The organism is Paenactinomyces guangxiensis, assembly GCF_016055185.1.
In the GTDB taxonomy this organism is placed as follows: domain Bacteria; phylum Bacillota; class Bacilli; order Thermoactinomycetales; family Thermoactinomycetaceae; genus Paenactinomyces; species Paenactinomyces guangxiensis.
In genome coordinates this window covers 59,701-83,981 of record NZ_JAECVR010000008.1, presented here as the reverse complement: position 1 = coordinate 83,981, position 24,281 = coordinate 59,701, and the positions used below count along the sequence as shown (strand labels likewise).

18 protein-coding genes are annotated in these 24,281 nt (G+C 47.0%); all 18 read left to right on the top strand.

What is annotated here, in order from left to right; genetic code table 11:
• The first annotated feature begins 246 nt into the window (after positions 1-246).
• The 18 genes from I8U27_RS09535 (at position 247) to I8U27_RS09450 (ending at position 24,240) form a co-directional block, all read left to right on the top strand.
• Positions 247-1,197, top strand: coding sequence for an aromatic acid exporter family protein (locus I8U27_RS09535; protein ID WP_181751812.1), 951 nt, complete (start codon positions 247-249; stop codon positions 1,195-1,197).
• A gap of 209 nt (positions 1,198-1,406) precedes the next feature.
• Entirely contained in the window at positions 1,407-2,552 is a 1,146-nt protein-coding gene (locus I8U27_RS09530) for an acyl-CoA dehydrogenase family protein (protein ID WP_181751813.1), read from the top strand.
• A 172-nt stretch (positions 2,553-2,724) separates the two neighbouring features.
• Complete coding sequence (locus I8U27_RS09525) at positions 2,725-3,873, top strand: thiolase family protein (protein WP_181751814.1); 1,149 nt, start codon at positions 2,725-2,727, stop codon at positions 3,871-3,873.
• A gap of 20 nt (positions 3,874-3,893) precedes the next feature.
• A complete protein-coding gene (locus I8U27_RS09520) occupies positions 3,894-4,991 on the top strand; it encodes a CaiB/BaiF CoA transferase family protein (RefSeq protein ID WP_181751815.1) in 1,098 nt (365 codons plus the stop codon).
• Positions 4,992-5,140: 149 nt separating this feature from the next.
• Positions 5,141-8,485 carry a phosphodiester glycosidase family protein gene (locus tag I8U27_RS09515; protein WP_181751816.1) on the top strand — a complete coding sequence of 1,115 codons (3,345 nt, stop codon included), beginning with the start codon at positions 5,141-5,143 and terminating at the stop codon, positions 8,483-8,485.
• A gap of 268 nt (positions 8,486-8,753) precedes the next feature.
• Positions 8,754-9,251 carry a TRAP transporter small permease gene (locus I8U27_RS09510; protein ID WP_181751817.1) on the top strand — a complete coding sequence of 166 codons (498 nt, stop codon included), beginning with the start codon at positions 8,754-8,756 and terminating at the stop codon, positions 9,249-9,251.
• Position 9,252: 1 nt separating this feature from the next.
• Positions 9,253-10,548, top strand: coding sequence for a TRAP transporter large permease (locus tag I8U27_RS09505; protein ID WP_181751818.1), 1,296 nt, complete (start codon positions 9,253-9,255; stop codon positions 10,546-10,548).
• A 42-nt stretch (positions 10,549-10,590) separates the two neighbouring features.
• Positions 10,591-11,613 carry a TRAP transporter substrate-binding protein gene (locus I8U27_RS09500; RefSeq protein WP_181751819.1) on the top strand — a complete coding sequence of 341 codons (1,023 nt, stop codon included), beginning with the start codon at positions 10,591-10,593 and terminating at the stop codon, positions 11,611-11,613.
• A gap of 134 nt (positions 11,614-11,747) precedes the next feature.
• Positions 11,748-13,607 (top strand): sensor histidine kinase, encoded by a 1,860-nt coding sequence (locus I8U27_RS09495; protein WP_181751820.1) that lies wholly within the window; start codon positions 11,748-11,750, stop codon positions 13,605-13,607.
• On the top strand, positions 13,582-14,325 hold the full coding sequence (locus I8U27_RS09490; RefSeq protein WP_181751821.1) for a response regulator transcription factor: 744 nt from the start codon (positions 13,582-13,584) through the stop codon (positions 14,323-14,325). The genes I8U27_RS09495 and I8U27_RS09490 overlap by 26 nt, the downstream gene beginning before the upstream one ends.
• 24 nt (positions 14,326-14,349) lie before the next feature.
• Positions 14,350-15,843 carry a tagaturonate reductase gene (locus I8U27_RS09485; protein ID WP_181751822.1) on the top strand — a complete coding sequence of 498 codons (1,494 nt, stop codon included), beginning with the start codon at positions 14,350-14,352 and terminating at the stop codon, positions 15,841-15,843.
• A 185-nt stretch (positions 15,844-16,028) separates the two neighbouring features.
• Entirely contained in the window at positions 16,029-17,522 is a 1,494-nt protein-coding gene (locus tag I8U27_RS09480; RefSeq protein WP_181751823.1) for a UxaA family hydrolase, read from the top strand.
• A gap of 196 nt (positions 17,523-17,718) precedes the next feature.
• A complete protein-coding gene (locus tag I8U27_RS09475; protein ID WP_220185935.1) occupies positions 17,719-19,137 on the top strand; it encodes a sensor histidine kinase in 1,419 nt (472 codons plus the stop codon).
• A complete protein-coding gene (locus I8U27_RS09470; protein WP_181751824.1) occupies positions 19,138-19,716 on the top strand; it encodes an ANTAR domain-containing response regulator in 579 nt (192 codons plus the stop codon).
• Between the two features lie 106 nt (positions 19,717-19,822).
• Positions 19,823-20,587 carry a gamma-glutamyl-gamma-aminobutyrate hydrolase family protein gene (locus I8U27_RS09465; protein ID WP_181751825.1) on the top strand — a complete coding sequence of 255 codons (765 nt, stop codon included), beginning with the start codon at positions 19,823-19,825 and terminating at the stop codon, positions 20,585-20,587.
• Positions 20,584-22,038, top strand: coding sequence for an NAD-dependent succinate-semialdehyde dehydrogenase (locus I8U27_RS09460; protein ID WP_181751826.1), 1,455 nt, complete (start codon positions 20,584-20,586; stop codon positions 22,036-22,038). The genes I8U27_RS09465 and I8U27_RS09460 overlap by 4 nt, the downstream gene beginning before the upstream one ends.
• A gap of 27 nt (positions 22,039-22,065) precedes the next feature.
• Positions 22,066-23,454 carry a glutamine synthetase family protein gene (locus I8U27_RS09455; protein WP_181751827.1) on the top strand — a complete coding sequence of 463 codons (1,389 nt, stop codon included), beginning with the start codon at positions 22,066-22,068 and terminating at the stop codon, positions 23,452-23,454.
• A gap of 18 nt (positions 23,455-23,472) precedes the next feature.
• Complete coding sequence (locus tag I8U27_RS09450; RefSeq protein WP_181751828.1) at positions 23,473-24,240, top strand: SDR family NAD(P)-dependent oxidoreductase; 768 nt, start codon at positions 23,473-23,475, stop codon at positions 24,238-24,240.
• Positions 24,241-24,281 lie beyond the last annotated feature (41 nt).

The following is a 24,281-nucleotide window of genomic DNA, read 5'->3' as shown; positions in this document are numbered from 1 at the left end:
TTTCACAGAATCAATCTATTTCAACGATAAAATTGCATTTGCTTTTAGTTTTTCTGCTTGCATTACTTTAATCCGGTCCATATTTTCCCAGAATATCAGTGGCTGGATGAAAAAAATTCCGGTCCGAGCAGATGTGTCTGGATCTGTATGACGAAAGCAAATTTATCAATGATTAATGGTGTGTTAGCATAGAAATGATCTAATATAACCATTTTAAAAATAAAGCATTTTAAAGTAGGGAAAAAAATGAGGATCGGGTATCGAACCATTAAAACGGCGGTGGGAACCGGGTTGTCTATTGCTGTCGCCCAGTGGCTGGGTTTGCAGTTCTATGCTTCAGCAGGAATTATCACGATTTTGTGTATCAAGACAACGAAGAAACGTTCTTATCAAAGTGCGTGGGAAAGGCTTTTGGCCTGTATCGTTGCTATATTACTCGGGGCGGTTTTTTTTCAATTGTTAGGATACCATCCGTGGACGATGGCAATCATTTTACTGTTTCTCATTCCCCTGGATGTCTATTTAAAGGTAACAGAGGGGATTATTACAAGTACGGTCTTCCTGTTTCACTTCTATTCAGTCAAACAAGTCAATCTCTCTCTTATTTTGAATGAATTAGCTCTGATGTTTATCGGGATCGGTTTTGCTCTCCTAGTTAATCTCTACATGCCCAATGTTGAAAAAGAATTGAAAGAGTACCGGCAGAAGATTGAACAAAACTTTAAAAAAATCATATCTGAAATAGCCATTTACCTTCGCGCGGGTGAAAGTGACTGGGATGGAAGTGAAATCATTGAAACGGCTGAATTGCTAAAACAAGCAAAAGATCTTGCTTTGAGGGATATTGAAAATCACCCCCATGATAGAGGGACAAACTACCTTGATTATTTTGAGATGAGGGAACGGCAGTTTGAAATCCTGGAGCGAATTATGCCGATTGCATCGTCGTTGGACGTTCGTTGCCGCCAGGGACAGGTGATCGCTGATTTTTTGGATCAGGTTGCTCAGGCCATACATCCTGGAAACACTGCCAATATTTATTTGGAAGAACTGGAGGAAATGAGAAAAAAGTTTCGGGAATCTCCTCTTCCGGCTAATCGGCAGGAATTTGAAACCCGGGCAGCTCTGTTTTACTTTGTGAACGAGATGAAAAGATATTTAATTCTTAAAAGGGACTTGAACAAAAACGTCAGTTAATTGCTCTTGAAACTCTCGCCATTGAATGGCGGGTTTCTTATTTTATCGGAATAGTCATTCTATACGAAAGAGGTGAAGTCAGCAGGGAAATAGGGGTGTATTGGTGAATAAGTAAAACAAGTTTTAATAAAATAATTCGGAATATGTAGATTTTAAATAACTTGCCTTACCTACTCATTCTAACCGCTATGATGGGAGAGGGAACTTTTGTGAGCAGCCGTTACTTAAAGCCGGAACATCATATTTTTCGCCAATCGTTTCGCCGCTTTCTGCAAAAAGAAGCGGCTCCGTTTATCGACCAGTGGGAAAAAGACCGTTTGATTCCCCGTGCCTTCTGGAGAAAACTGGGGGCTAACGGATATCTTTGTCCCGGAGTTCATGTGCGTTATGGCGGCCTCAGTGCTGATTTTGTTTATTCGGTGGTGATGATCGAAGAGCTGGAACGGGTGGCTTCCGGGCTGTTAGGAGTTGGTTTGCATAATGATATTGTCGTCCCTTATATCCAAAGTTATGGAACGGAAGAGCAGAAAAAACGCTGGCTCCCGAAATGTATCACCGGGGATCTCATTACTGCCGTCGCGATGACAGAACCGGGTGCAGGGTCCGATTTGGCGGCGATTCAAACAACCGCTGTCCTTGACGGGGATGACTACATTCTAAATGGGCAAAAAACGTTTATCAGCAACGGGATTCATGCTGATCTGGTGATAGTGGCTTGCAAAACAGATCCATATGCAAATCCTGTACACAAAGGGGTGAGTTTGCTCGTTGTCGAAGAGAATGCCCCCGGTTTTTCCCGTGGGAAAAAACTGGATAAAATCGGCTTGCACTGCCAGGATACGGCGGAGCTGTTCTTTGAGGATTGCCGTGTTCCTAAAAGCAACTTGTTAGGGGAGGAAGGAAAAGGGTTTACTTATCTGATGCAAAAGCTGCAGCAAGAGAGACTGGTGGTCGCGATCTCTGCACAGGTGGCAGCTGAGGAGATGTTTCGCATGACACTGGAGTACGTGCAGACGCGCCAAGCATTCGGCCAACCGCTCAGCCGTTTCCAACACACACAATTTCAATTGGCAGAAATGGCAACTGAGATCCAATTGGGAAGAACGTTTGTCGATTCTGCCATTGAAGAACATATAGCAGGGAAAGCGATTGAGAAGAAGGTTTCCATGGCCAAATGGTGGATCACAGAGATGGCCAAACGGACTGCAGCGAAGTGTCAGCAACTTCACGGCGGGTACGGCTATATCGAAGAGTATCCGATTGCCCGGCGTTTTCGGGATATCATGGTAACAAGTATCTATGCAGGAACGACCGAAGTGATGAAAGGGATTATCGCCAAACACCTGATGGCATGAACGCACAAGTTATGAATGAATGTTCACTCAAGAAAAAGGAAGCTCAAATGATAATTATTCATCATACAAACCCCGCAAGCATTGCATAAATTTGTTGAAGCGGACATTTGGGAGAAAAAAGGCAAAGGTTTTTATGATGAGGGCAGGCGATGATTGAGGAGGGGGAAATCGAATGCGTGAGGCAGTGATTGTAGGTGCAGTGCGGACGGCGGTTGGTAAGAGAAAAGGGGTTTTCCGCCGGATTCATCCAGTGGAGATGGCAAGTGCAGTTCTGGATGAAGTGGTGCGACGGGCCGGCATTGAGAAAAAGGAAGTAGAGGATATTGTGATGGGATGTGTGACTCCCATCAGGGAACAAGGATATAACATCGGACGGTTGTCCGCTCTTCGTGCCGGATTTCCGGTAGAGGTTCCGGCCGTGCAGATCAACCGCATGTGTGGCTCGGGGCAGCAAGCAATCCATTTCGCCAGCCAGGAAATCCGCTCCGGTGATATGGATATAGCGATTGGTGCGGGTGTGGAAAGTATGACACAGGTTCCTATTGGCAGTGATGGGGATGATTCCACTATTCCGCCCGCATTGGAACAACAATTTGAATTTGTGCATCAGGGAATTTCTGCCGAACGGATTGCTGAAAAGTACGGGATCACAAGGGAGGAGATGGATGCCTACTCGCTGGAAAGCCATCGCAGGGCAATGCTAGCGCTGCAAGAGCAACGATTTGATCAGGAGGTTATGCCCTTTACCGGACACGATGGCGACGGGAACGAAATGTTGGTGACCCGGGATGAAGGTCCGAGATCTGATACTTCCCTGGACAAACTGGCTGCTCTGCCACCTGTATTTAAGGAAAACGGACGGATCACTGCGGGCAATTCAAGCCAGATGAGCGACGGAGCGGCAGCGGTTTTGCTGATGGAAAGGAAAAAGGCTGAAGCGTTGGGAATTCGCCCCCGCGCACGCATTTTACAGCAAGTGGTGGTAGGATCTGATCCTACTTTGATGCTGGACGGAGTGATCCCGGCCACAAAAAAAGTTCTGCAAAAAGCTGGTTTGTCCCTGGAGGAGATGGATCGGGTGGAGATTAATGAAGCGTTTGCCCCGGTTGTACTGGCATGGCAGAAAGAGTTGGATGCCGATTTGAGCAAGGTAAATGTCAACGGCGGGGCGATTGCTCTCGGACATCCTCTGGGTGCCACAGGAGCAAAGCTGATGACCACGCTGCTCCATGAACTGGAGCGCATTCAAGGCCGTTATGGTCTGCTTACGATTTGTATTGGATATGGGATGTCTACAGCTGCGATTATTGAGCGATTGTAATCACCGGGAGGGGGAGAGCGATGCTTGAAGGGGTTCGCATCATCGATTTTACACAAACTCTTCCCGGTCCTTTTGCCAGTATGAGGCTGGCGGACCGGGGAGCTGAAGTGATCAAGATAGAGCCCTTGAAGGGTGAACCTGCCCGGTATATGGGCGAGATGAAGGACGGGGTCGGACTTCTTTATCTGGCGAATAATCGCAACAAAAAAAGCATTGCACTCAATTTGAAAACGGAAGAAGGAAAACAGATCGCCCTAAACTTGGCCAGGCATTGCGATGTCCTGATTGAAAGCTTCCGCCCCGGAGTGATGGAACGGTTGGGGTTAAGCTATCAAGAGGTATCCAGGGTCAATCCGATTGTCATCTATGCTTCCTTAAGCGGGTATGGGCAAAACGGCCTGATGAGCCGGCAAGCCAGCCATGATCTCAACTTCATGGCTCTGAGTGGAGCACTCGCACAGTTGAGGGACCAAAAAGGGAGTCTTATTCATCCCACCATTCTCCTTGCCGATATGGTTGGAGGGATCTCCGCTTCTGAAACGATTTTGGCTGCATTAGTGCAAAGAGGAATCAAGAAGAGGGGGGGATATCTGGACATTTCCATCCTGGAGGAAATGGTTCGGCTGATGGGGACTCATGCTGCTATTTATAATGAAACCGGAAACAAACATGGCCCCGTGTTATTGGCTGGAGGAATGATTTCCTACGGACTCTATGGAACAAAGGATGAACGTACTGTGGCTCTTGCGGCATTGGAACCCAAGTTCTGGACTCATTTCTGCCATGCAGTAGACCGGTCGCAATGGATTCCGGCTCAGATGACCCCGCAGACAGACTCAAATCCCGTGTATTTAGAGCTCTGCCAACTTTTCCAAAGCAGGACGTGGGAAGAGTGGCTTGAATTTGGCTTGAAAGCAGACTGTTGTTTAACACCTGTCATCGAAGCGGGAGAGTGGGAATGGCATCCGCATTTTCTTGAGAGAAAACAGAAGATCCGGGACGAAGACTCTCCCTCTCCGGTAAAAGTTGGACAACATACAAGAGAAATTTTACAAGAATGGCTGCGAGCAGATGAAGAACAAATTGATAAATGGATAGAAAACCGCATTATTCTATAAAATGTGGGAAGATTATAAATCGTCCCTCTCCAATCAGGAAGATCTTAACCAGATATTTTTAATTATTTAAAAATATTTTATAATAGTATTATGTGAAATTAATATTTTTTGCTTTTAATGATGTAGAACTAAGTGAGGGGGGCTACACAATGAACAGCTTAAAAAAAGGTCTGCTATTCTGGTTAACTCTGCTTATGATTCTTACACCGGGCTTCACCTGGGCACAGGAACCGCCAATTCATGAATCGGGCGAACTCCTCAGCCTGCAAAAAGAAGAGGGGTCGCTAAAGGCCGGCGTTCAGCAAACTGCTGAAGTGATCCACGAGGAGAGTGAAGAAGAGCAGATTGGAACAGGGATTTCACTGACACAATTTAAGCGTTTTGATACTCGTGGCTGGATTGAAGGAGCTTCTTTGACTGTCAGCCTTTCGGAGCCAACGGTACATACCGATTTGCTCACAGCTGGAAAAGTTGCTAATTCGGCTCCGTTGAGCAGACAAATGCAAGATGCCGGAGCAATCGCCGGTGTAAACGGGGATTTTTTCGATATTGGAAATACGCAAGCGGCGCTGGGAGCAGAAGTACAATCAGGGAAGGTGCGAAAGAGCGGAAATAGCTTGACCGCATCCGTGACCAAAGACCGGCTGGGACAAATCAGCCAGCTGCTGCTGCAAGGAACAATAACTGCGGGTGACAAATCCCATTCCTTTAACTTGCTCAACTCTCCTTCTCTGGGCGGGGACCAACTGGGGGTATATACTGCCGAATGGGGGGAAGCATCCCGCCAACATCTGATCGGCACAGGAAATGACTTTGTTGAGGTCCTTCTCGAGAATGGCAAGGTAAGCCAAACTTTTGAGAGCAGTGTCTATAGCCGGCCGCTGACGGAAAGCCAGACTTTGCTCAGCGGAAAAGGAAAAGCGGGTTTATTTTTGAAACAGCTTCAGCCGGGATTGGAAGTCAAAGTAGAAATAAAAACAAACCCGGATTACCAGAAACTTAGTTTTGCCGTCGGCGGAGGAGCTTTGCTGGTGAAAGAGGGGAAAGTGGTGACGAGCGACAATGGTCCCCTCCATCCGCGAACGGCGGTTGGATTTAGCAAAGACGGAAAGAAAATGATTTTGGCCACTGTTGACGGGCGTTCCAAGGACAGCCGCGGGATGACTTTGCTGGAGCTGGCACATTGGATGAAGGAACAAGGAGCTTGGACAGCCCTTAATCTGGATGGCGGAGGTTCAAGCACGATGATTGCCCGCCGGCAAGGAGTTGAGGGGTTGCAAGTGATCAACACGCCTTCAGATGGAGCGGAACGGCCTGTCCCGAACGGAGTCGGCATATGGAATGATAAGAAAACAGGGGTTTTAAAAGGGATGAAACTGGAAAGCTACTCTCACCGTGTTTTTTCCGGCCTGTCCCGTACTTTCCGGGCAAATGCCTACGATACAGCTTATGCGCCACTGAAGCTGGACCCGAAAAAAATTCATTGGAAAGCACGGCCAGCCAGCCTGGGCTATTTTGACGGATCTGTTTTAAAAGCGAAACATCCTGGTAAAGGAAAGGTAGAAGCCGGGGTGCTGGCGATTAAATCGAACACACCCATCCATGTGCTGGGCAAGCCAGTCTCACTATTTATCGAACCAAAACAGATTGGCTTGGAAAAGGGGAAAACAAGCCGCTTTCTTGTCACAGGCAAAGATAAAAACGGATACCGAACCTTTATTGAACCCCGAGATATTCAATTTACCTACGATCAACAGGTGATTGAACTAAAAGAAAATGAAGACGGTTCTCTGAGTGTAATCCCTAAAGTGGACAAAGGAGCCACTCTGCTGACGGCCAGAGTAGGTGACTTAACAGTGCAGGCGGGAGTTACGGTCGGGCTTGAAGAAAAAGTGATAGAAACCTTTGAGAATACTACGAACCCCTGGACTTTCTCCAAAGCTCCCGCAGAAACGGTTGGAAAACTCTCTTATGTTGATTCGCCCGAACGCAACGGAAAAGTGATCCGGCTCGATTATGATTTTACCCGTTCAACACGGACACGTGCTGTTTACGCTCTTCCACCGGGAGGACTGATGGTTTTGCCGGGGGATGTGAAAAAAATCGGGGTTCACGTCTATGGAGATCACGGAAACGGTCACTGGCTGCGGACCCGCATTAAAGATGCGGCAGGAGTATACCATACGCTCGACCTCGCGGCTAAAGTGGATTGGAAAGGTTGGAAATACGTTGAGGCAACGGTTCCGTCAGGGGTCCAGTATCCGATTCAACTCAACCAGATCTACCTGGTTGAACCGGACGCTAAACGTCAGGATACCGGTTATATTTTGTTTGATGATGTAAAGATCCATGTCACGGAAAAGCTGGATCTGCCGAAAAAACAAAAGCCTGTCCGTCATCCCATGGTTTTGCAGAACCGGGCGATTCCGGGGTCCATGTGGAAATATGCAGTTTTCAATGATATGCATGTCGTCAGTACCAATCCGGAAAGCAAAGATGTAAAAAATCTGGTTCAGGCACTTCAGGAAATTTCTGATGAGAAAGTAGACTTTGTTATTTTTAACGGTGATCTCGTCGATATGGACACACCAGAGAATTATGCTTTTGTCAAAGAAATTATTGAAAAACATCTCAAAGTCCCCTACTATGTCACACCCGGCAACCATGAAACGTATGGTTCAGGGAATATCGACAACTTCATCAAAGCTTTTGGATCCAATGCTGCTTTCCATAGTTTTGTACACAAAGGAACCCATTTTATTTTAGTGAACACCTCCTTAGGAGGGCTTCGGGTCAGCGACACGGAGCAATGGTTCAAATTAAAGCAATTGCTGGAACAGAGCAAAACGGATGACCAGGTTCAGCAGCTTGTTCTGCTGGGACACCATCCCGTACAGGATCCCAATCCGGCCAAAAACTCACAGTTCAGTGACAGCAAAGAGGGTGAACTGCTGCAAAAGTGGTTAACACAATTCAGTGAGGAAAGCGGTAAACCCGCATCCATGATCGGGGCCCATGCCCATGTTAATCATTGGGATCAATTAGATGGCATCCCATATGCCGTCATCGGACCCGTGGGCAAACAATTGTATGGAGCAAAAGATGAAGGTGGTTTTTACAGCTATGCCGTCTTCGGAGTCCAATCAGGGCCCAATCGCAGACGCCCACAGATGGTGGCTGATATTCGCCCCATATTGTCAGACATCACGCTTGAAAAAGAGACCTATTCGGTCGGGAAAGAAGAAAAGGTTCCACTTACCGGAGTTCAGGCGGCCGGATGGACCTTTCCGCTTGACTACCCGGCAACTGTTCTTTACAGTGGCTCTCAAGGACTTGTGATCAGTGAAACTGATGTGAATCGTGGTCAGTCCCAAAGAGCGATCGCCCTTTTTAATCCCCGGAAACAGACAATTCAATTTATCCGGCCGGGTCGGGTGGAATTAACCGTTCAGAGCAGCGACTTCAGGAAAACGTTTATACTGGAAGGAAAATAAGCTGTAAAAGAGGGCTGTAACCCTTTTTCACGCTATTGACCGGGGAAATTGAAAGATGACTGAGATCCCGTCAGAGGGAACTCCAGTCATCTTTTCTTTTACGGAAGAGCGAACGGCCATATCTGTTTGTTATTCAATGCTATTTTATAAAGAATACTGCTTAAACCTAAAAAAATCACAAATATCCCTAAAATCACTCTACTGCAAACAGAGGTGAAATATTCGTAAAATGTTAGATGAAAACGCTTACTCCTAAGGAGGGAGTGCAGTGAAATATTTGAAAAAAACGGCTCTATTTATTGATTCAATATTTGAAAGCATTGCATTATTGTCCCTTCTTTTGCTGGTTTTAATCGTAACGACCCAAGTATTCACGAGAAAGCTGTTCAATTTTGTATTTTTCTGGTCAGAAGAAGTGACGCTGCTATTGCTGGGATGGTTTGCATTTATGGGAATTGCCATCGGCTTTCGCGAGAACATTCATATGGGGATCGACTCTATCACAAGCCGTCTTCCCCGGCCGGTAAACAAGGTGCTTGACAAGGTGATCAGTATCAGCATTTTTGCCTTTGGTCTTTACCTGGTCGTTCAAGGGTGGGACTTCACTATGCTGATGGCGGAATCTACATTGCCTGCAACCAAATTGCCGAGCAGTGTCGGATATCTGGTCATGCCGGTTACTGGTGTTATGATCTGCAGCTACGCAGCCTTGCATATTTTTGGAGTCAATACAACCCGACATCAGAATCTGGAGGAGGGAAAATGATTTGGACAACAACACGATTGCCATCATCATTCTGGTTGTCAGTTTCGTACTATTCGTTCTGCTGAGGTTTCCTATTGCATTGGCATTAGCGGCATCATCCATTTTCACCATCCTCTACCTGGAGATCCCTCTGTCAGTCATCGGGCAGCAAATGGTTCAGGGAATGAACTCATTTTCACTCCTGGCTATTCCTTTTTTTATACTGACAGGACAAATCATGAGTGAGGGAGGCTTGGCCCTTCGACTGGTTAATCTGGCCAATCTGTTTGTGGGCAGAATTCGCGGCGGTCTTGCGATGGTAAACAGTGTCGCCTGTATGTTCTTCGGCAATATATCCGGTTCGGCAGTAGCGGATGCTTCTTCTGTCGGTTCCGTGATGATACCGATGATGAAAAAGAAAGGGTATGATGCCGATTTTTCAGTGGGTGTAACCATTTCATCAGCGATTCAGGGCGTAGTCATGCCCCCCAGCCATAACCTGGTGCTGTACTCACTGGCTGCGGGAGGAGTTTCTATAGCCAGCCTGTTCATGGCCGGGATCGTACCCGCACTGATTCTGCTGGCTTCCTTGCTTGTGACAGGATACATGATCGCCAGAAAACGGGGTTATGCGAAAGGGGACCCCGTGCCCCGCAGTGAAGTACTGGGGATTCTCCTGCATGGATTTTTGTCGCTCACACCGGCGGTTATCATCCTTGGAGGGATTATCTCGGGTTGGTTTACCGCAACAGAATCAGGAGCGCTGGCTTGTTTATACTCCTTTATTCTGGCGTTTGTTTTCTACCGGGAAGCACCCATTTCAAGAATGTGGCCCATTTTAAAAAGGACGTTACGAACCGTTGCGATGGTTTTCTTCTTGATTTCCGCTTCCGCTGCGTTCGGCTGGGTATTGGCTTATCTGCAAATTCCCGGGATGGTAACAGATCTCTTCCTGAATATATCAGATAATCCGCTGATTGTTTTGCTCATCATCAACGTGTTGCTGTTGCTGCTGGGTGCACCGATGGATATGGCGCCCATGATCCTGATCATGACCCCCATCCTCCTTCCGGTTGTCACCAAATTTGGGATGGACCCTGTCCATTTTGGCATCATCTTAATTTTGAATGCTGGGATTGGTTTGCTCACACCACCGGTAGGTACCGTATTATTTGTCGGATGTGCAATTGGAAAAGTCTCAATCCAGCAAGGAACAAAGGCAATGCTGCCGTTTTTTTACGCCATGCTGGTCGTGTTGCTGATCATTACTTATTTCCCCGAGGTGGTGATGTGGCTGCCGAAGCTGGTGGCCGGATAAAGCTTGAGTACAACGAAATCAAATTAATGTGAGGTGTTCAAGATGAAAAAGAAGAGATTTCTTGTGGGAGCGATTGCCGCGCTGTTTCTGGCCGGGACTGTATTGGCCGGCTGCGGAAAGGATACAGGCTCCGGTGGTGGTGCAAAGTCGGGAGGAGCGACGTATACATTCCGTTTGGCAGACAATCATCCCCCTGACTATCCGACTGTGATTGGCGATAAAAAGTTCGCGGAGCTAGTAAATGAACGCACGAATGGACGCATTAAGATTGAAGTGTTCCCGTCCGGACAACTGGGGGAAGAAAAGGCTGTGCTTGAACAGATCCAACTGGGAGCGATTGACTTTGCCCGGACCAATGCCAATCCTCTTGCAGAATTTAACAACCAGTTTTCTGTCCTGGGACTGCCGTATATTTTTGAAAATGACGAGCATCTGTGGAGGTTCCTGGAAAGTGATTCGGGAGAGAAGATGCTGAACAGTTTGGAAAAGTCGAGAATGAAAGGGCTCGCATACTACAGTTCCGGAGCCCGCAGCTTTTACTCCCGTAAACCCTTAAAGAGCATGGCCGATTTGAAGGGGATGAAAATTCGCGTTCAGCAAAGCAAATTAAATATCGACCTGGTTACCGCCCTTGGCGCAAGTGCGACTCCTATGCCGTACGGTGAAGTATTCAGCGGCCTTCAAACCGGTGTGATTGACGGTGCGGAAAATAACTTCCCCAGCTATTACTCCTCCAATCATTACCAGGCAGCCAAGCACATTCTGTTGGACAAACATCAACGCACTCCCGAGGTTCTTTTGATCAGCAAGGTGACCTGGGATAAGCTTTCCCCGGAAGATCAAAAAATCATTAAACAGGCGGCTCTTGACTCCGTAAAAACCCAACGGGAAGCATGGGATAAATGGGAAAAAGAGTCTGAACAAAAATTAAGAGGAGCGGGAGTAACCATTACTGAAGTGACAGATTTTAAACCATGGCAAGAAGCGGTAAAGCCAGTAGTTCAAAAATACAGCGCTGAATTTAAGGACATTATGGAAGATGTCGAAAAAGCGCGAAAACAGTGAGATCATTCCTGGAGAAGCAGTCAGCGCTTCTCCGGGATTGCCTTTTGGAATCTTTTTCTTGGAGGGGTCCCCCACAGCCTAAAGAAATAGTATAGCGATATCCATATCTAATTTCAGTTGAGGCGGGCACAACCATGAAAGCTCTTTGGGAAAAGTTAACAGAGTATATTCACATATTAATCCTGGTACGAAACCGGCCCTTAATGGTAAAGCTATTTGTTTTTTCCACCTTCCTGGTTATTTTTCCGATTTTGGTTGTTGCCGTCATCGCATACTATCAGTCTTCTGTGGAACTGGAGGAAGAAACGAAGCGATTCAGCCTGCAGGTGATCCAACAGGTTGAAACTCATATCGAATACTATTTGCGGGATTTTGAGATCACAAACTTAAAGATTACTAACTCTCCGGAAATGATCGCTTTTCTCAAGATCAAAAATTTCCATACCACCGAAGCTGATGCAATGCGAAAATCTGTCTTGTCCATGCTGAAAAATGTGAAATTTTCGCGGGCCGATATTTCCAACATCACTGTTTTGCTGGACAACAATCAGGTAGTGGATACGCTGGGTGCAAGAAACTATTATCCGGCTGAAAAATTGCGGGACGAGTACTGGTACCCTTCCGTTCCGAAAAACGGTCTGCCGATGCTGGTAAGCCGGACGATCAAGCTGAAAAATAAAGAAGAGCCCGTGATTTCCATGGTAAGGCGCCTGTATAGTCCGGATACGTTACAGCCGGTTGGGATATTGGTTATCGATATTAACTTTAAACGCATTGAAGAAATGTCTGATAAAGTATCAGTCAGCAGGAACGGATACTTCTTCATTCTGGATTCAAACGGCCATTATGTCTATCATCCGGACCCTGAAAAATTAGGCGAAAAAGCGGAATTTACACACCTGATGCCAACGGATGCCAAAGAAAGCGGAACCTTCTTGTTAAAAAATGAAAAAGAGGAGTTTTTTACTTATACCTTTTCCCCAGATCTGGGGTGGAGATTTTTTACCTCAACTCCGTACAGCGATATGACCACGGGCATCATGCAGATTGGCAAGACGCTTACCTGGACGGTAGCCATTTCTCTTGTGCTTGCTTATGTGCTGGGTTACGGGTTTGCGACGAGTCTTGTGCGGCCGATTAAACGTCTGCAGGCATTTATGAAAAATGTTGAGATTGGGAACCTGTCCCGCCGGGTGAAGGTGGAAACAAAAGATGAAATCGGGCAGCTGTCGGCCGGATTTAACAAAATGGTGGAAAAGCTGTCAAGATTGCTGGAGGAAGTTTATTTTGCCAGATTGCGGGAAACGGAAATGTGTTTGCGGCAAAAGGAGATGGAATTAAAGGTTTTACAATCGCAAATCAATCCTCACTTTCTTTATAACTCTTTGGAAACAATGAGGGGGATGGCTCTGGAGAGGGACATGGAGGATCTTTCCATGATGGCTTCTTCCCTGGGGCAACTGCTCCGGTATAATCTCAAACATGATTCGCCTACGGTAGCCTTGCGGGAAGAGCTCAGGTTCTGTGAAATGTATCTGCAAATACAAAAATATCGTTTTGGGGATCGCTTTGAATACCGGTTTGATATTCCTGACTGGGCAACAGAGATGCAAGTGTTGAAATTTTCATTGCAACCCTTTGTTGAGAATTGTTTCAAACACGGAATTGGTTCTGCCGCTGAAAAAGTGAAGATTACCATTTCGGTGGCCCGAAGTTCAGATTCTTCATTTGTGATACTAATTAAGGATACGGGGACCGGCATGTCAGCGGAAACATTGCAATCGGTTCGCCGGAATCTGAATCGAACAGAAACGGCCGGTGGAGGCCCCAATATCGGAATCGCAAATGTACACAGAAGAATTATCCATTTATTCGGTTCAAAGTTTGGTGTGGGGATTCAAAGTAAGCCGGGAACGGGAACGGAAATAATGATCAAGATGCCGATGGCAAAATCGAAGGAGGAGGACTATGAACAGCATCTTGTTGGTGGATGATGAAAGATGGGTTCGCACGGCTCTCCGATATTCCATCAAGAAATTATTTCCCTCGTTTCAAATCGCCCATGAATGTGAGAACGGTCTGGAAGCATTGGATTGGATGAAACAAAATCAGGCGGATCTCATACTGACAGATATCCGCATGCCGCTGATGGATGGCCTTGTGTTTATTAAGCAGTTGCGTGAAGAAAATGAACAAAATGATATCATTATTATCAGCGGCTATGATGATTTTCCGTTTGTACAGGAGGCGCTGCGTTTGGGTGTAACCGATTACCTGTTGAAGCCTGTGCAGGACTCCGATTTGAAACAATGCCTTGAACAATGGAAGAAAAAACGAAGCCGGGCGGAAAAGGAGGAAAATTCCAAAATAGATAATGAATCATTTCCGCCTTCAACGATTGAAAGGGTTCTTCAGTATATCAAGGAGACGCCGCTAAGGGAAATCACACTGGCGGAAACAGCCAAACAGTTGCATGTGAACCCCAGTTATCTCAGTCAACTGTTTAAACAACATCTAAACAAAAACTTTGTTGATTATGTCACGGAACAGCGAATAGAAGAGGCAAAAAGACTGCTTACGGCGACTTCTCTCAGGATGTCGGAGATTGCCGAGCGCCTGGGATATTCTGATTTGGCTTATTTCAGCAATATTTTTAAACGCATGACAGGCAGTTCTCCGTCAAATTACCGTAAATCAAGCAGATCTTTATAGAAACTTAGAAGGAGGGATAAGTTGATGGAAAGGCAACAGCTTAATCTGGATGTGATCAGACAAGCGGGTACGCTCAACCAGATGAAGGGTGGTTTGTTGCCGGAAAAAGTTCTGCAATTTGGAGAAGGCAATTTTTTGCGCGGGTTTGTTGACTGGATGATTCATCGCATGAATATGCAAGGACTGTTTCACGGCAGTGTCGTCGCAGTGCAGCCGACTCCACGTGGAAAAGTGGTTCCGGTGTTAAATGCCCAGGACGGATTGTATACTGTCGTATTAAGGGGAATTGACAAGGGAAACGTTGTAGACAGCCGGGAAGTGATCAGCTGTATCTCAAGAGGGATAAATCCCTATACAGAATGGGAAAAAGTGCTCAGGGCTGCGGCAAATCCCGACATTCAACTGGTGTTTTCCAATACGACCGAGGCGGGACTGGAGTACCAATACGAAGAATATGACCCCGCCACATCGCCGCGTTCCTTCCCGGGAAAACTTACAGCGTGCCTGTACCACCGTTTCAAAACTTTTCAAGGTGCGCCTGAGGCCGGCTGGTCGATCATTCCCTGCGAATTGGTGGACAATAACGGGGAGGTTCTTCAAGAGAGGGTATTGCAAATTGCCGGCGACTGGCATTTGCCGGGGGAATTTACGGACTGGGTCAAACACTCCAATCGATTTTGCAATACCCTGGTTGACCGGATTGTGACAGGCTTTCCCAAAGACAATCCCGATCAATTCTGGAGTGAGCTGGGATACAGGGATGATTTGATTACCGTAGGAGAGCCGTACCATTTGTTTGCTATCGAGGCAGACCCTGCGGTACAGGAAATCGTCCCGTTCCATAAGGCCGGTTTGCAAGTGTACTGGTCAGACGTTACCCCTTTTCGGGAACTTAAGGTGCGTATCCTGAACGGAGCTCATACCATGATGGCGGTGGTGGGGCACCTGCACGGCAAGAAAACGGTACTTGAAGTGATGGAAACTCCCGAACTGGCTGCCTTCATCAAAAAGGCAATCAATGAAGAAATTCTTCCATGTATTGATCTGGAGGATGAAGTGAAAAAATCCTTTGCCCAGTCAGTACTGGAACGTTTCCAAAATCCATTTAACAGGCATTATTTGCTTGATATTTCGTTAAATTCTGTTTCCAAGTTCAAGGCCAGAGTGATGCCGACTCTTTCAAGGTTTATGGCTTCGTTCGGGTCGGTTCCGTTTGCGATTGCATACTCACTCGCTTCCCTGTTTGTCTTTTACAAGCCGGATCGCATGGAGGCAGACCACCTGATCGGAAAGGCTGGCGGAGAGGAATACCCCATCCGTGATCATGAAGAAACATTGCGGTTCATGCAACGGGCATGGCAACAATCCGGGGATGTTTCAGGCGCGGTAAAAATGATTCTGGCCAATGGAACTCTCTGGGGCGAAAATTTAAACCAGTTTGCCGGACTAACAGATCAGGTATCCGAGCACGTTTCTGATATCCTGCAAAGTGGTGCCAGACTTACCGGTACTTCATAGGCATACAGACGGTGAATCCTGACAGAGGCAAACCTAAGGCAGTTTTGGGCCATTTTTGGGGAGAAGCCACGTTTCGTGCGGTTTATCAGGCGTTTACATGAAATTCGATCTGCTGTATCTTGAAATAAAGAGAACACATAAAAAAGGCCTTTCATTGAAGGACTTATACAAATGGGGAGAAACGGATGACTCAGCCATATCTTCAAATACATCCTCAGGATAACGTGATTGTTGCTTTGCAGGAATTTCACGACGGTGACATCATATCGTTGGAAAATACCAAGATAACCGTTCGGGAAACTGTTCCCAGGGGACATAAAATTGCCATCAAAGAACTCCCGGCGGGAGCGGATGTGATTAAATTTGCCTACTCGATCGGAAAGGCTGTTAAACCCATCAGGCCGGGCGAGTGGGTCCACACCCACAACCTGACAAGCGGTCTCAAAGGCCTGCTGGAGTATCAATATGAACCAAATCCGGTTGAACTCGCGGCGGCCACGGAAGAACGAACGTTTCAAGGATATGTCCGCAAAAATGGTGAAGCAGGTGTGCGCAACGAAATCTGGATCCTTAATACGGTGGGATGCATCAACAAAACGTGCGAGACCCTTGCCCGCCTCGCCAATCAACAATTTAAGGGCAGAAATTTTGACGGTGTCTATCATTTTGCCCATCCGTTCGGCTGTTCCCAACTGGGAGACGATCTGGTCAATACCCAGTTGCTGCTTTCCAGTCTGGCCAATCATCCCAATGCGGCGGGAGTGTTGATTGTCGGCCTGGGCTGCGAAAACAATAATGTCCCGGAGTTTAAAAAGGTGTTGGGAGACTTTGATCCGAACAGAGTGAAATTTATGGTCTCCCAGGAAGAGGAAGATGAACTGGCAGAAGGAATGCGTTTGCTGGAAGAATTGGTTGCATACGCGGAAACCTTTGAAAGAGAGCCGGTCCCTCTCTCCAAACTTAAGATCGGGTTGAAGTGCGGTGGATCGGACGGTTTCTCGGGTATTACGGCCAATCCTCTGGTCGGTGCATTTTCCGATATGTTGATCAGTTTCGGGGGCACTACGATTCTTACGGAAGTACCTGAAATGTTTGGTGCGGAAACCATCCTGATGAATCGCGGGATTAATGAGGAAGTGTTCCGGAAAACGGTTCGTTTGATTAACGACTTTAAGGAATATTTCATCCGGCACGGACAGGAAGTATATGAGAACCCATCTCCGGGAAATAAACAGGGCGGGATCACCACCCTGGAGGAAAAATCCCTGGGTTGTACACAAAAGGGCGGAACCAGCCCGGTCGTGGATGTATTGCCATATGGACACCGGGTATCATCGGCAGGGCTGAATCTGGTTCAGGCACCCGGCAACGATCTCGTCTCCGTGAGCGCTTTGGCGGCGGCGGGAGCCCATATCGTGTTGTTTACCACCGGACGCGGTACGCCATTTGGCGGCCCTGTCCCAACTGTGAAAATCTCCACCAATACGCCGTTATATGAGAAAAAGAGGAATTGGATTGATTTTAATGCGGGCCAACTCCTGGAAGAAAAAGAGATGGATCAGCTTAAAGAGGAATTTTTCGAGTACATTGTAAGGGTTGCTTCTGGAGAGATCCTCACCAACAATGAGAAAAACGGTTTCCGGGAAATTGCCATATTTAAAGACGGGGTGATCTTGTGAACCTCTCCGTCACTGGTCGGGGGAGTTCATCACTCCATTGCTCTTCCCCTTGCTGTCGGCAGGGGGTTTTTATATATATGTAATTTACCGTTTTTTTAATTTTTGCTACAATATTGATATCATACCATTGAAAAACGGAAAACCTCTTTTCCATGATGGAAACGGGGTCCTTTTTCGTAAAGGAGCCGGAATAAATTTGTATCAGACGAAGCTGATTTGCAGAAAACATACAAACTTGCGAGATCCTGATATTGAGAAAATTTGCGGGGTCGCAGCTCAGTTACAACTCATTGCCGACCTGGCTCAGGCAAATGTTTTTATCGATTGTCCGGCAAGAGAGGGGAAACATGCTGTTGTTGTCGCTCAAGCGAATCCCCGTACAACTTTGACGCTCTATACGAAATCGGTGATCGGACAGCTGGCTTATGAATCTTATGAACCGGCTGTTGCCCTTACACACCGGACAGGGAAACCGACCATCCGCAACCGGGCCATCACTCAGGAAGGAAAATTAGTCAAACAAAGCGTGGTTCCGATTAAAAATGATCAAGGAGCAACCATCGGCTCCCTCATCATGGAGCAAGCAATCAACTGGCAATTGTTACCTGAATACCAATGGCAGGCTTTGTCAAAGACAAGAGAACATTTGGGTCAAACATTAATCCAGATGACGAAGCAGGAATCATTTGTCTTTGATCTGATCCAGGAGGCCCTGTTTTTGATTGATCATCAGGGGATGGTGGTTTACGCCAACTCGCATGCGATTAATCTGGTTGCAGAAATGGGGCATTCGGGAGAATTTGTCGGTACCAGCATTTATGAGAAATTGAGCTTTTTAACCTCCATCGACCTGTCGGGGCAAAAGGTATTTTTTCAGGAAGTCAGTTCCGGAAAAAAGACATTCACCGTTAAAAGTATCATTTTGCAGCGAGATAACCAACGGATGGGGACGCTCCTGCTGATTCGCGATTTAACCGAATTGAGGGAAAAAGAACGGCAGCTCATGGTGAAATCAACAGTAATAAAAGAAATTCACCATCGGGTCAAAAACAATTTGCAAATGATTGCCAGCCTCCTGCGACTGCAGATGAGGAGAGGGGTTCCGGAGGAAGCCAAAGCTTTATTCCAGGAGAGTTTAAACCGGATTCAAAGCATTGCCTCGGTCCATGAAATTCTCTCCAATACAGGGCTGGATGAAGTAGAACTGCCGGATATGGTTAAGAAGATTGGTCAACTGCTGGTCAATAATGCAAGACCGGAAAAAAACATTGAAATTTCATTTACAGGTGACCGGATCCGCTTGCCTTCGGACAAAGCGGTTTCTCTGGCTCTGATTGTAAACGAGTTAATCCAAAACAGTGTGGAGCACGCCTTTGTCGGCCAAGTTCAGGGTATCATTCGTGTTAATATGGTGAAGGTTGATCAGGAGGTTCAGGTACATATTAAAGATAATGGAGTCGGTTGTTTACCTTCATCGGCAAATCATGAATCATCACTGGGGTTGCAAATTGTCAAAATGTTAACAGAACATGATCTGGCAGGATTTTTTTCCATTGTTCCTACAGAATCGGGAACAGAAGCTGTCGTACGATTTTCAGTAGGGGAGGGAATATAGTTGGCTAAGGCAAAAATCTTGCTGGCAGAAGATGAATCAATATGGAGAATGGATTTAAAAGAAATGCTGACCGAAGCAGGATATGAAGTGGTCGGAGAAGCCGGTGATGGTGAAAAAGCAGTTGAATTGGCCCACTCTCTGAAGCCGGATTTGATCATTATGGATATTAAGATGCCGAAAATGAACGGGCTGAAGGCCGGCAGAATTATCACCCGATCTGTAAATGTGCCGATTCTTCTGTTGACGGCATACAGTCAGCAAGATTTGGTTGCGGAAGCCAAACAGGCCCATGTCACCGGATATTTGGTAAAACCGGTCCGGGAGTCCGACCTGATCCCGGCGGTGGAAATATCTCTTGCTCAGGCGAGAAAAGTGGCCGCTTTAGAGCAAAATATCTCTAAGCTACAACATCAAATAGAAAGCCGGAAGCTGGTGGAAAGAGCCAAGGGAGTGCTCATGAATAAACACCGGTGGTCAGAAGAACAGGCTTACCAAACGCTAAGAAAAAACAGCATGAACCGGCGCATTTCCATGGATGAATTGGCCAGAAGGATCTTGGCAGAGGAACAACAGGTTTAGAAGTATGTTGAAAAAGTGAATAAAAATCGGGCAAAGGCGCCTCATAAATACCTGCTCAGGGGTATTTGGGGTGCTTTTTTGTTACTTCACAAAGGAGGTGAAAACGTTGAAATCGTCTCCGATCATTGGAGTTACCGGGTACCACGTGAGAGGGGAAGAAGGGGTTGGCGGTACTTTTCGCGGTTTGCCCGGACAGGGCTTCAGCGTGGTTGGCCATGATTATATCCATGCTGTTGAAAAAGTGGGCGGGATTGCTCTCGGCATTCCGGTAGGTAAACCTTCGTCCTGCCGTACGATTGTGGAAAAGCTGGATGGCCTGATTTTAAGCGGAGGAGAGGATATTGATCCATCTCTCTATGGGGAAAGGCCGGATATGAACTGTTGGACTCTGGCACCGGAGCGTGACCGGTTTGAACTGGAGCTGCTTAAGGAGGCATTGCAGGTAAGGAAACCTGTTCTGGCGATTTGTCGCGGTTTGCAATTGTTTAATGTATTGTTTGGAGGAACCTTGTACAAGGATTTGTCCGATGCGGGGGAAAAGACGCTGTCCCATCAGTTTAACCGGGCTCCCCGCTGGTATCTGGCGCATCGTGTCCGGCTGATTCATCCCGGTCTCAAGGAAATTTTTGGGGCACAGGAAATAGAAACCAACAGTTATCATCACCAAGGGATCAAAGAACTTGGAAAGGGGGTGGAAATAACAGCGGTGGCTGAAGACGGAATCATAGAGGGAATTTTTCATCCGGATTATCCGAATGTACTGGCTATTCAGTGGCACCCGGAAACAATGGCGGTGCAATTTAAGGAGGGATTGCTTCCCTTTCGCTGGTTAATGAAACAAATCTGCCAAAAAGGAGGGAACATTTCGTGAGTGTGAAAAAATGGGGCAATTTTAACAGATATTGGATTAACGGAGAAAAAGGCACTTTAAATCAAACGATAGAGGTGATAAACCCGGCAACGGGGCAGGTCATCGGCAAAGTTCCCTGTGGCGGGGAAGAACTGGCACATCATGCAGTGGAAGCGGCCTGGAAGGCATTTCCGGATTGGGCGGGCCGTCCGGCCAAAGAAAGATCCGTTTATTTGCAGGCATGGGCAGATAAAATACTGAACCATCGGACGGAACTAGCCGCTCTCTTATCTGTCGAACAGGGAAAGCCGATTGCCGAAGCCAGGGGAGAAATTGAAGGTGCCGCAGAGTTTGTGGCATGGTATGCCGAAGAAGCGAAACGTGTTTACGGGGAAATCATACCTGCTTCCCGACCCAATCAGCGCATCAGTGTTTTGCGGCAGCCTGTGGGTGTAGCAGCTTTGATCACCCCCTGGAATTATCCGGCGGCGATGGTGACGCGCAAGGCAGCACCGGCACTGGCGGCCGGATGCACTGTAGTATTAAAGCCGGCCAAAGAAACACCTCTCATTGCCATTGCGCTGTTTGATCTTCTGATGGAAACCGGACTCCCGGGCGGAGCAGCCAACCTTGTAACCGGGGAAGCATCAAAGATTGGAAATGCATGGATGGCGGATGAAAGAGTGCGGAAAATTTCCTTTACCGGTTCCACTGAAGTAGGGAAAAAGTTAATGCGCAGGGCGGCTTACCATGTGAAACGAGTCTCATTGGAACTTGGCGGAAACGCTCCGGCTATCGTGTTTGCGGATGCTGATCCGGATCAAGCTGCTGCGGCCATTGTAGACAACAAATTTGAGAATTGCGGTCAAATGTGTAACGGAATCAACCTGATATATGCCCATCAAGAGATTGCCCAATCTTTGAGTGAAAAAATAGTGGAACGGGCACGGCAGTTAAAAGTGGGAGACGGAAGTGAACAGGGTACACAGGTAGGGCCGTTAATCAATGAAAGTGCACGAAAAAAAGTGGATTCACTGGTTCAGGATGCCATTGCGAAAGGGGCACAAGTTTTACTCGGGGGGCACGCTCTGACGGACGGGGTGTATCAGCATGGAACGTTTTACGCACCTACAGTATTAACCGGAGTGGATGACGGAATGAATCTGACGAAAGAAGAAGTATTCGGCCCGGTTGCGCCCATCCTCAGTTTTGCCAATGAAGATGAGGTTGTGAAACGTTGCAATCAAACCCGTTACGGATTGGCGGCTTACCTGTTTACCAGAGATTTGGGCAGGGTCCATCGGGTCAGTGAAGCTTTAGAGTTTGGGATGATTGGAGTGAACGGGACTTCCCTCAGTGTTCCCCAGGCTCCCTTTGGCGGCATGAAAGAGAGCGGAATCGGAAGAGAGGGCGGACACCATGGATTGGAAGAGTTTTTGGAACTTAAATATATTTCCATGGTGCTTAATTAAAAACACATCTATGGGAGGGACTTATTCATGGGCGGACAAGCTGAAACCGGTATATTGTGCAAAAACGAATTGGCAGAGGCGATTCGCGACGGAAAAATCACCACTGTCATCATCGCCATTTGTGATATGCAGGGGCGCCTGATGGGGAAACGGCTGACCGCGGAGTACTTTTTACAGAACGGGCTAGAGCATGGGACTCATTTTTGCAACTATTTGTTAGGTACCGATATGGAGATGAACACCCCGGCCGGATACCTGCATATGAACTGGGCGAACGGATATGGAGATTGGACTGCCCGGCCTGATTGGTCAACACTGCGGGTGATTCCGTGGCTGGAAAAAACAGCAATGGTACTTGCAGATGTGGTAGATGAAAAAACTGGAGAGCTCATTGAGATCGCTCCACGCAGCATTTTGAAAAAGCAAATTCAACGTGCGGAGGATATGGGCTACCGTTTGTGCATGGCCAGTGAACTGGAATTTTATTTATTTAAAGACACATATGAAGAGATTCATGAGAAGGGCTATGAAGCTATGCGCCCTGCCGGTCATTATAATGAGGACTACAACCTTCTGCAAGCGACGAGAAATGAGCCCGTCTATTCTAAATTCCGCAACTACATGACCCAATCCGGAATTCCGATTGAAGCTTCAAAAGGGGAAGCCTGGATCGGGCAGCATGAAGTAAACATCAGGTATGCAGATGCGTTAACCTCAGCTGACAGGCATGTGATGTTTAAACATGGAATTAAGGAGATCAGCATCCAAGACGGTTACTCGGTTACTTTTATGGCCAAACCGGACCATCGCTGGACCGGTTCCAGCGGGCATATCCATGTCAGCTTATGGGATCTTGAACAGCAACAAAATCTGTTTTACGATGCACAGTCTGAACTGTACCACATGTCGGAAAAAATGCGCCATTTCCTGGGAGGTGTCATGAAGTTTACCCCTGATTTCACCCTCTTTTTTGCTCCCAATGTCAATTCATATAAACGTTTTGCTCCGGACAGCTGGGCGCCTATTTCCATTGTATGGAGCCGCGACAACCGTTCCGCCGGATTTCGGATTGTCGGAGACAAACAAAATTTACGGTTTGAAAATCGGATTACCGGGGCAGATATAAATCCTTATCTTGCATATGCGGCGATGATCGCGGCCGGTTTGGAGGGAATTGAACAACAAATTGAACCTCCTGCGGAGTTTAAGGGCAACGCCTACGGGGCCAAAAAAGTCACACAAATCCCGCGGTATATGTATGAAGCGATTGATTGGTGGTCAAATAGTGAAACAGTAAAAAAGCTATTGGGAGAGGCTGTTGCCAACCACTATGAACATACGGCAAGAGTGGAGCAGCAAGCATATGACCGAGTGGTTACCTCCTGGGAACGGGCCCGCTATTTTGAACAGGGATAAAAGAAACGGGGGATACACATGCGATTACAAAATAAAGTTTGCGTGATTACAGGTGCCGGAAGCGGTATGGGGCAAGTGGCGGCAGAGATGTTTGCCCGGGAAGGGGGGAAAGTGGCGGTTCTGGAGCTAAACGAAGAAGCCGGACGGGAAACAGCCCTGCAAATACGGAAAGCAGGGGGAAGTGCCGAATTTATTCGCTGTAATGTGGCTGATGAGAAAAGTGTAAAAAGTGCAATCGAAAAAACAGTGCAAACGTTCGGGAAAATCGATGTCCTTTATAACAATGCCGGAATTATGCCTCCCGATGATGTTTCAGTCATCAATACATCTGTTGAGGTATGGGACCGTGTATGGGATGTGAATGTGAAAGGGATTTTCCTGATGTGTAAATATGTGATTCCTGAGATGATGAAACGCCAGAAAGGTTCTATTATCAATATTGCTTCTTTTGTTGCTTTCATGGGATGCAGTGTTCCTCAAGATGCTTATACCGCGTCCAAAGGAGCAGTTGTCTCTCTGACAAAGTCTCTGGCGATACAGTTTCGCCCCAGGGGAATCCGCAGCAACGCGATTTGCCCCGGACCTATTGAAACTCCATTACTGACGGAATGGCTGGTCAAAGATGAAGAAGCCCGTCATGTTCGGCTCAGCCGGCAACCCAGCGGCCGGTTTGGAAAACCGGAAGATATCGTCCATTGTGCCATCTATCTGGCTTCTGATGAGTCTGACTGGACAAATGGTTCTATTATTCATGTGGACGGAGGGATTACCTGCAATTATTTTTAAAATGATTTCAAACTGAAGAGGCTGTGTCGCAACCATTTCAT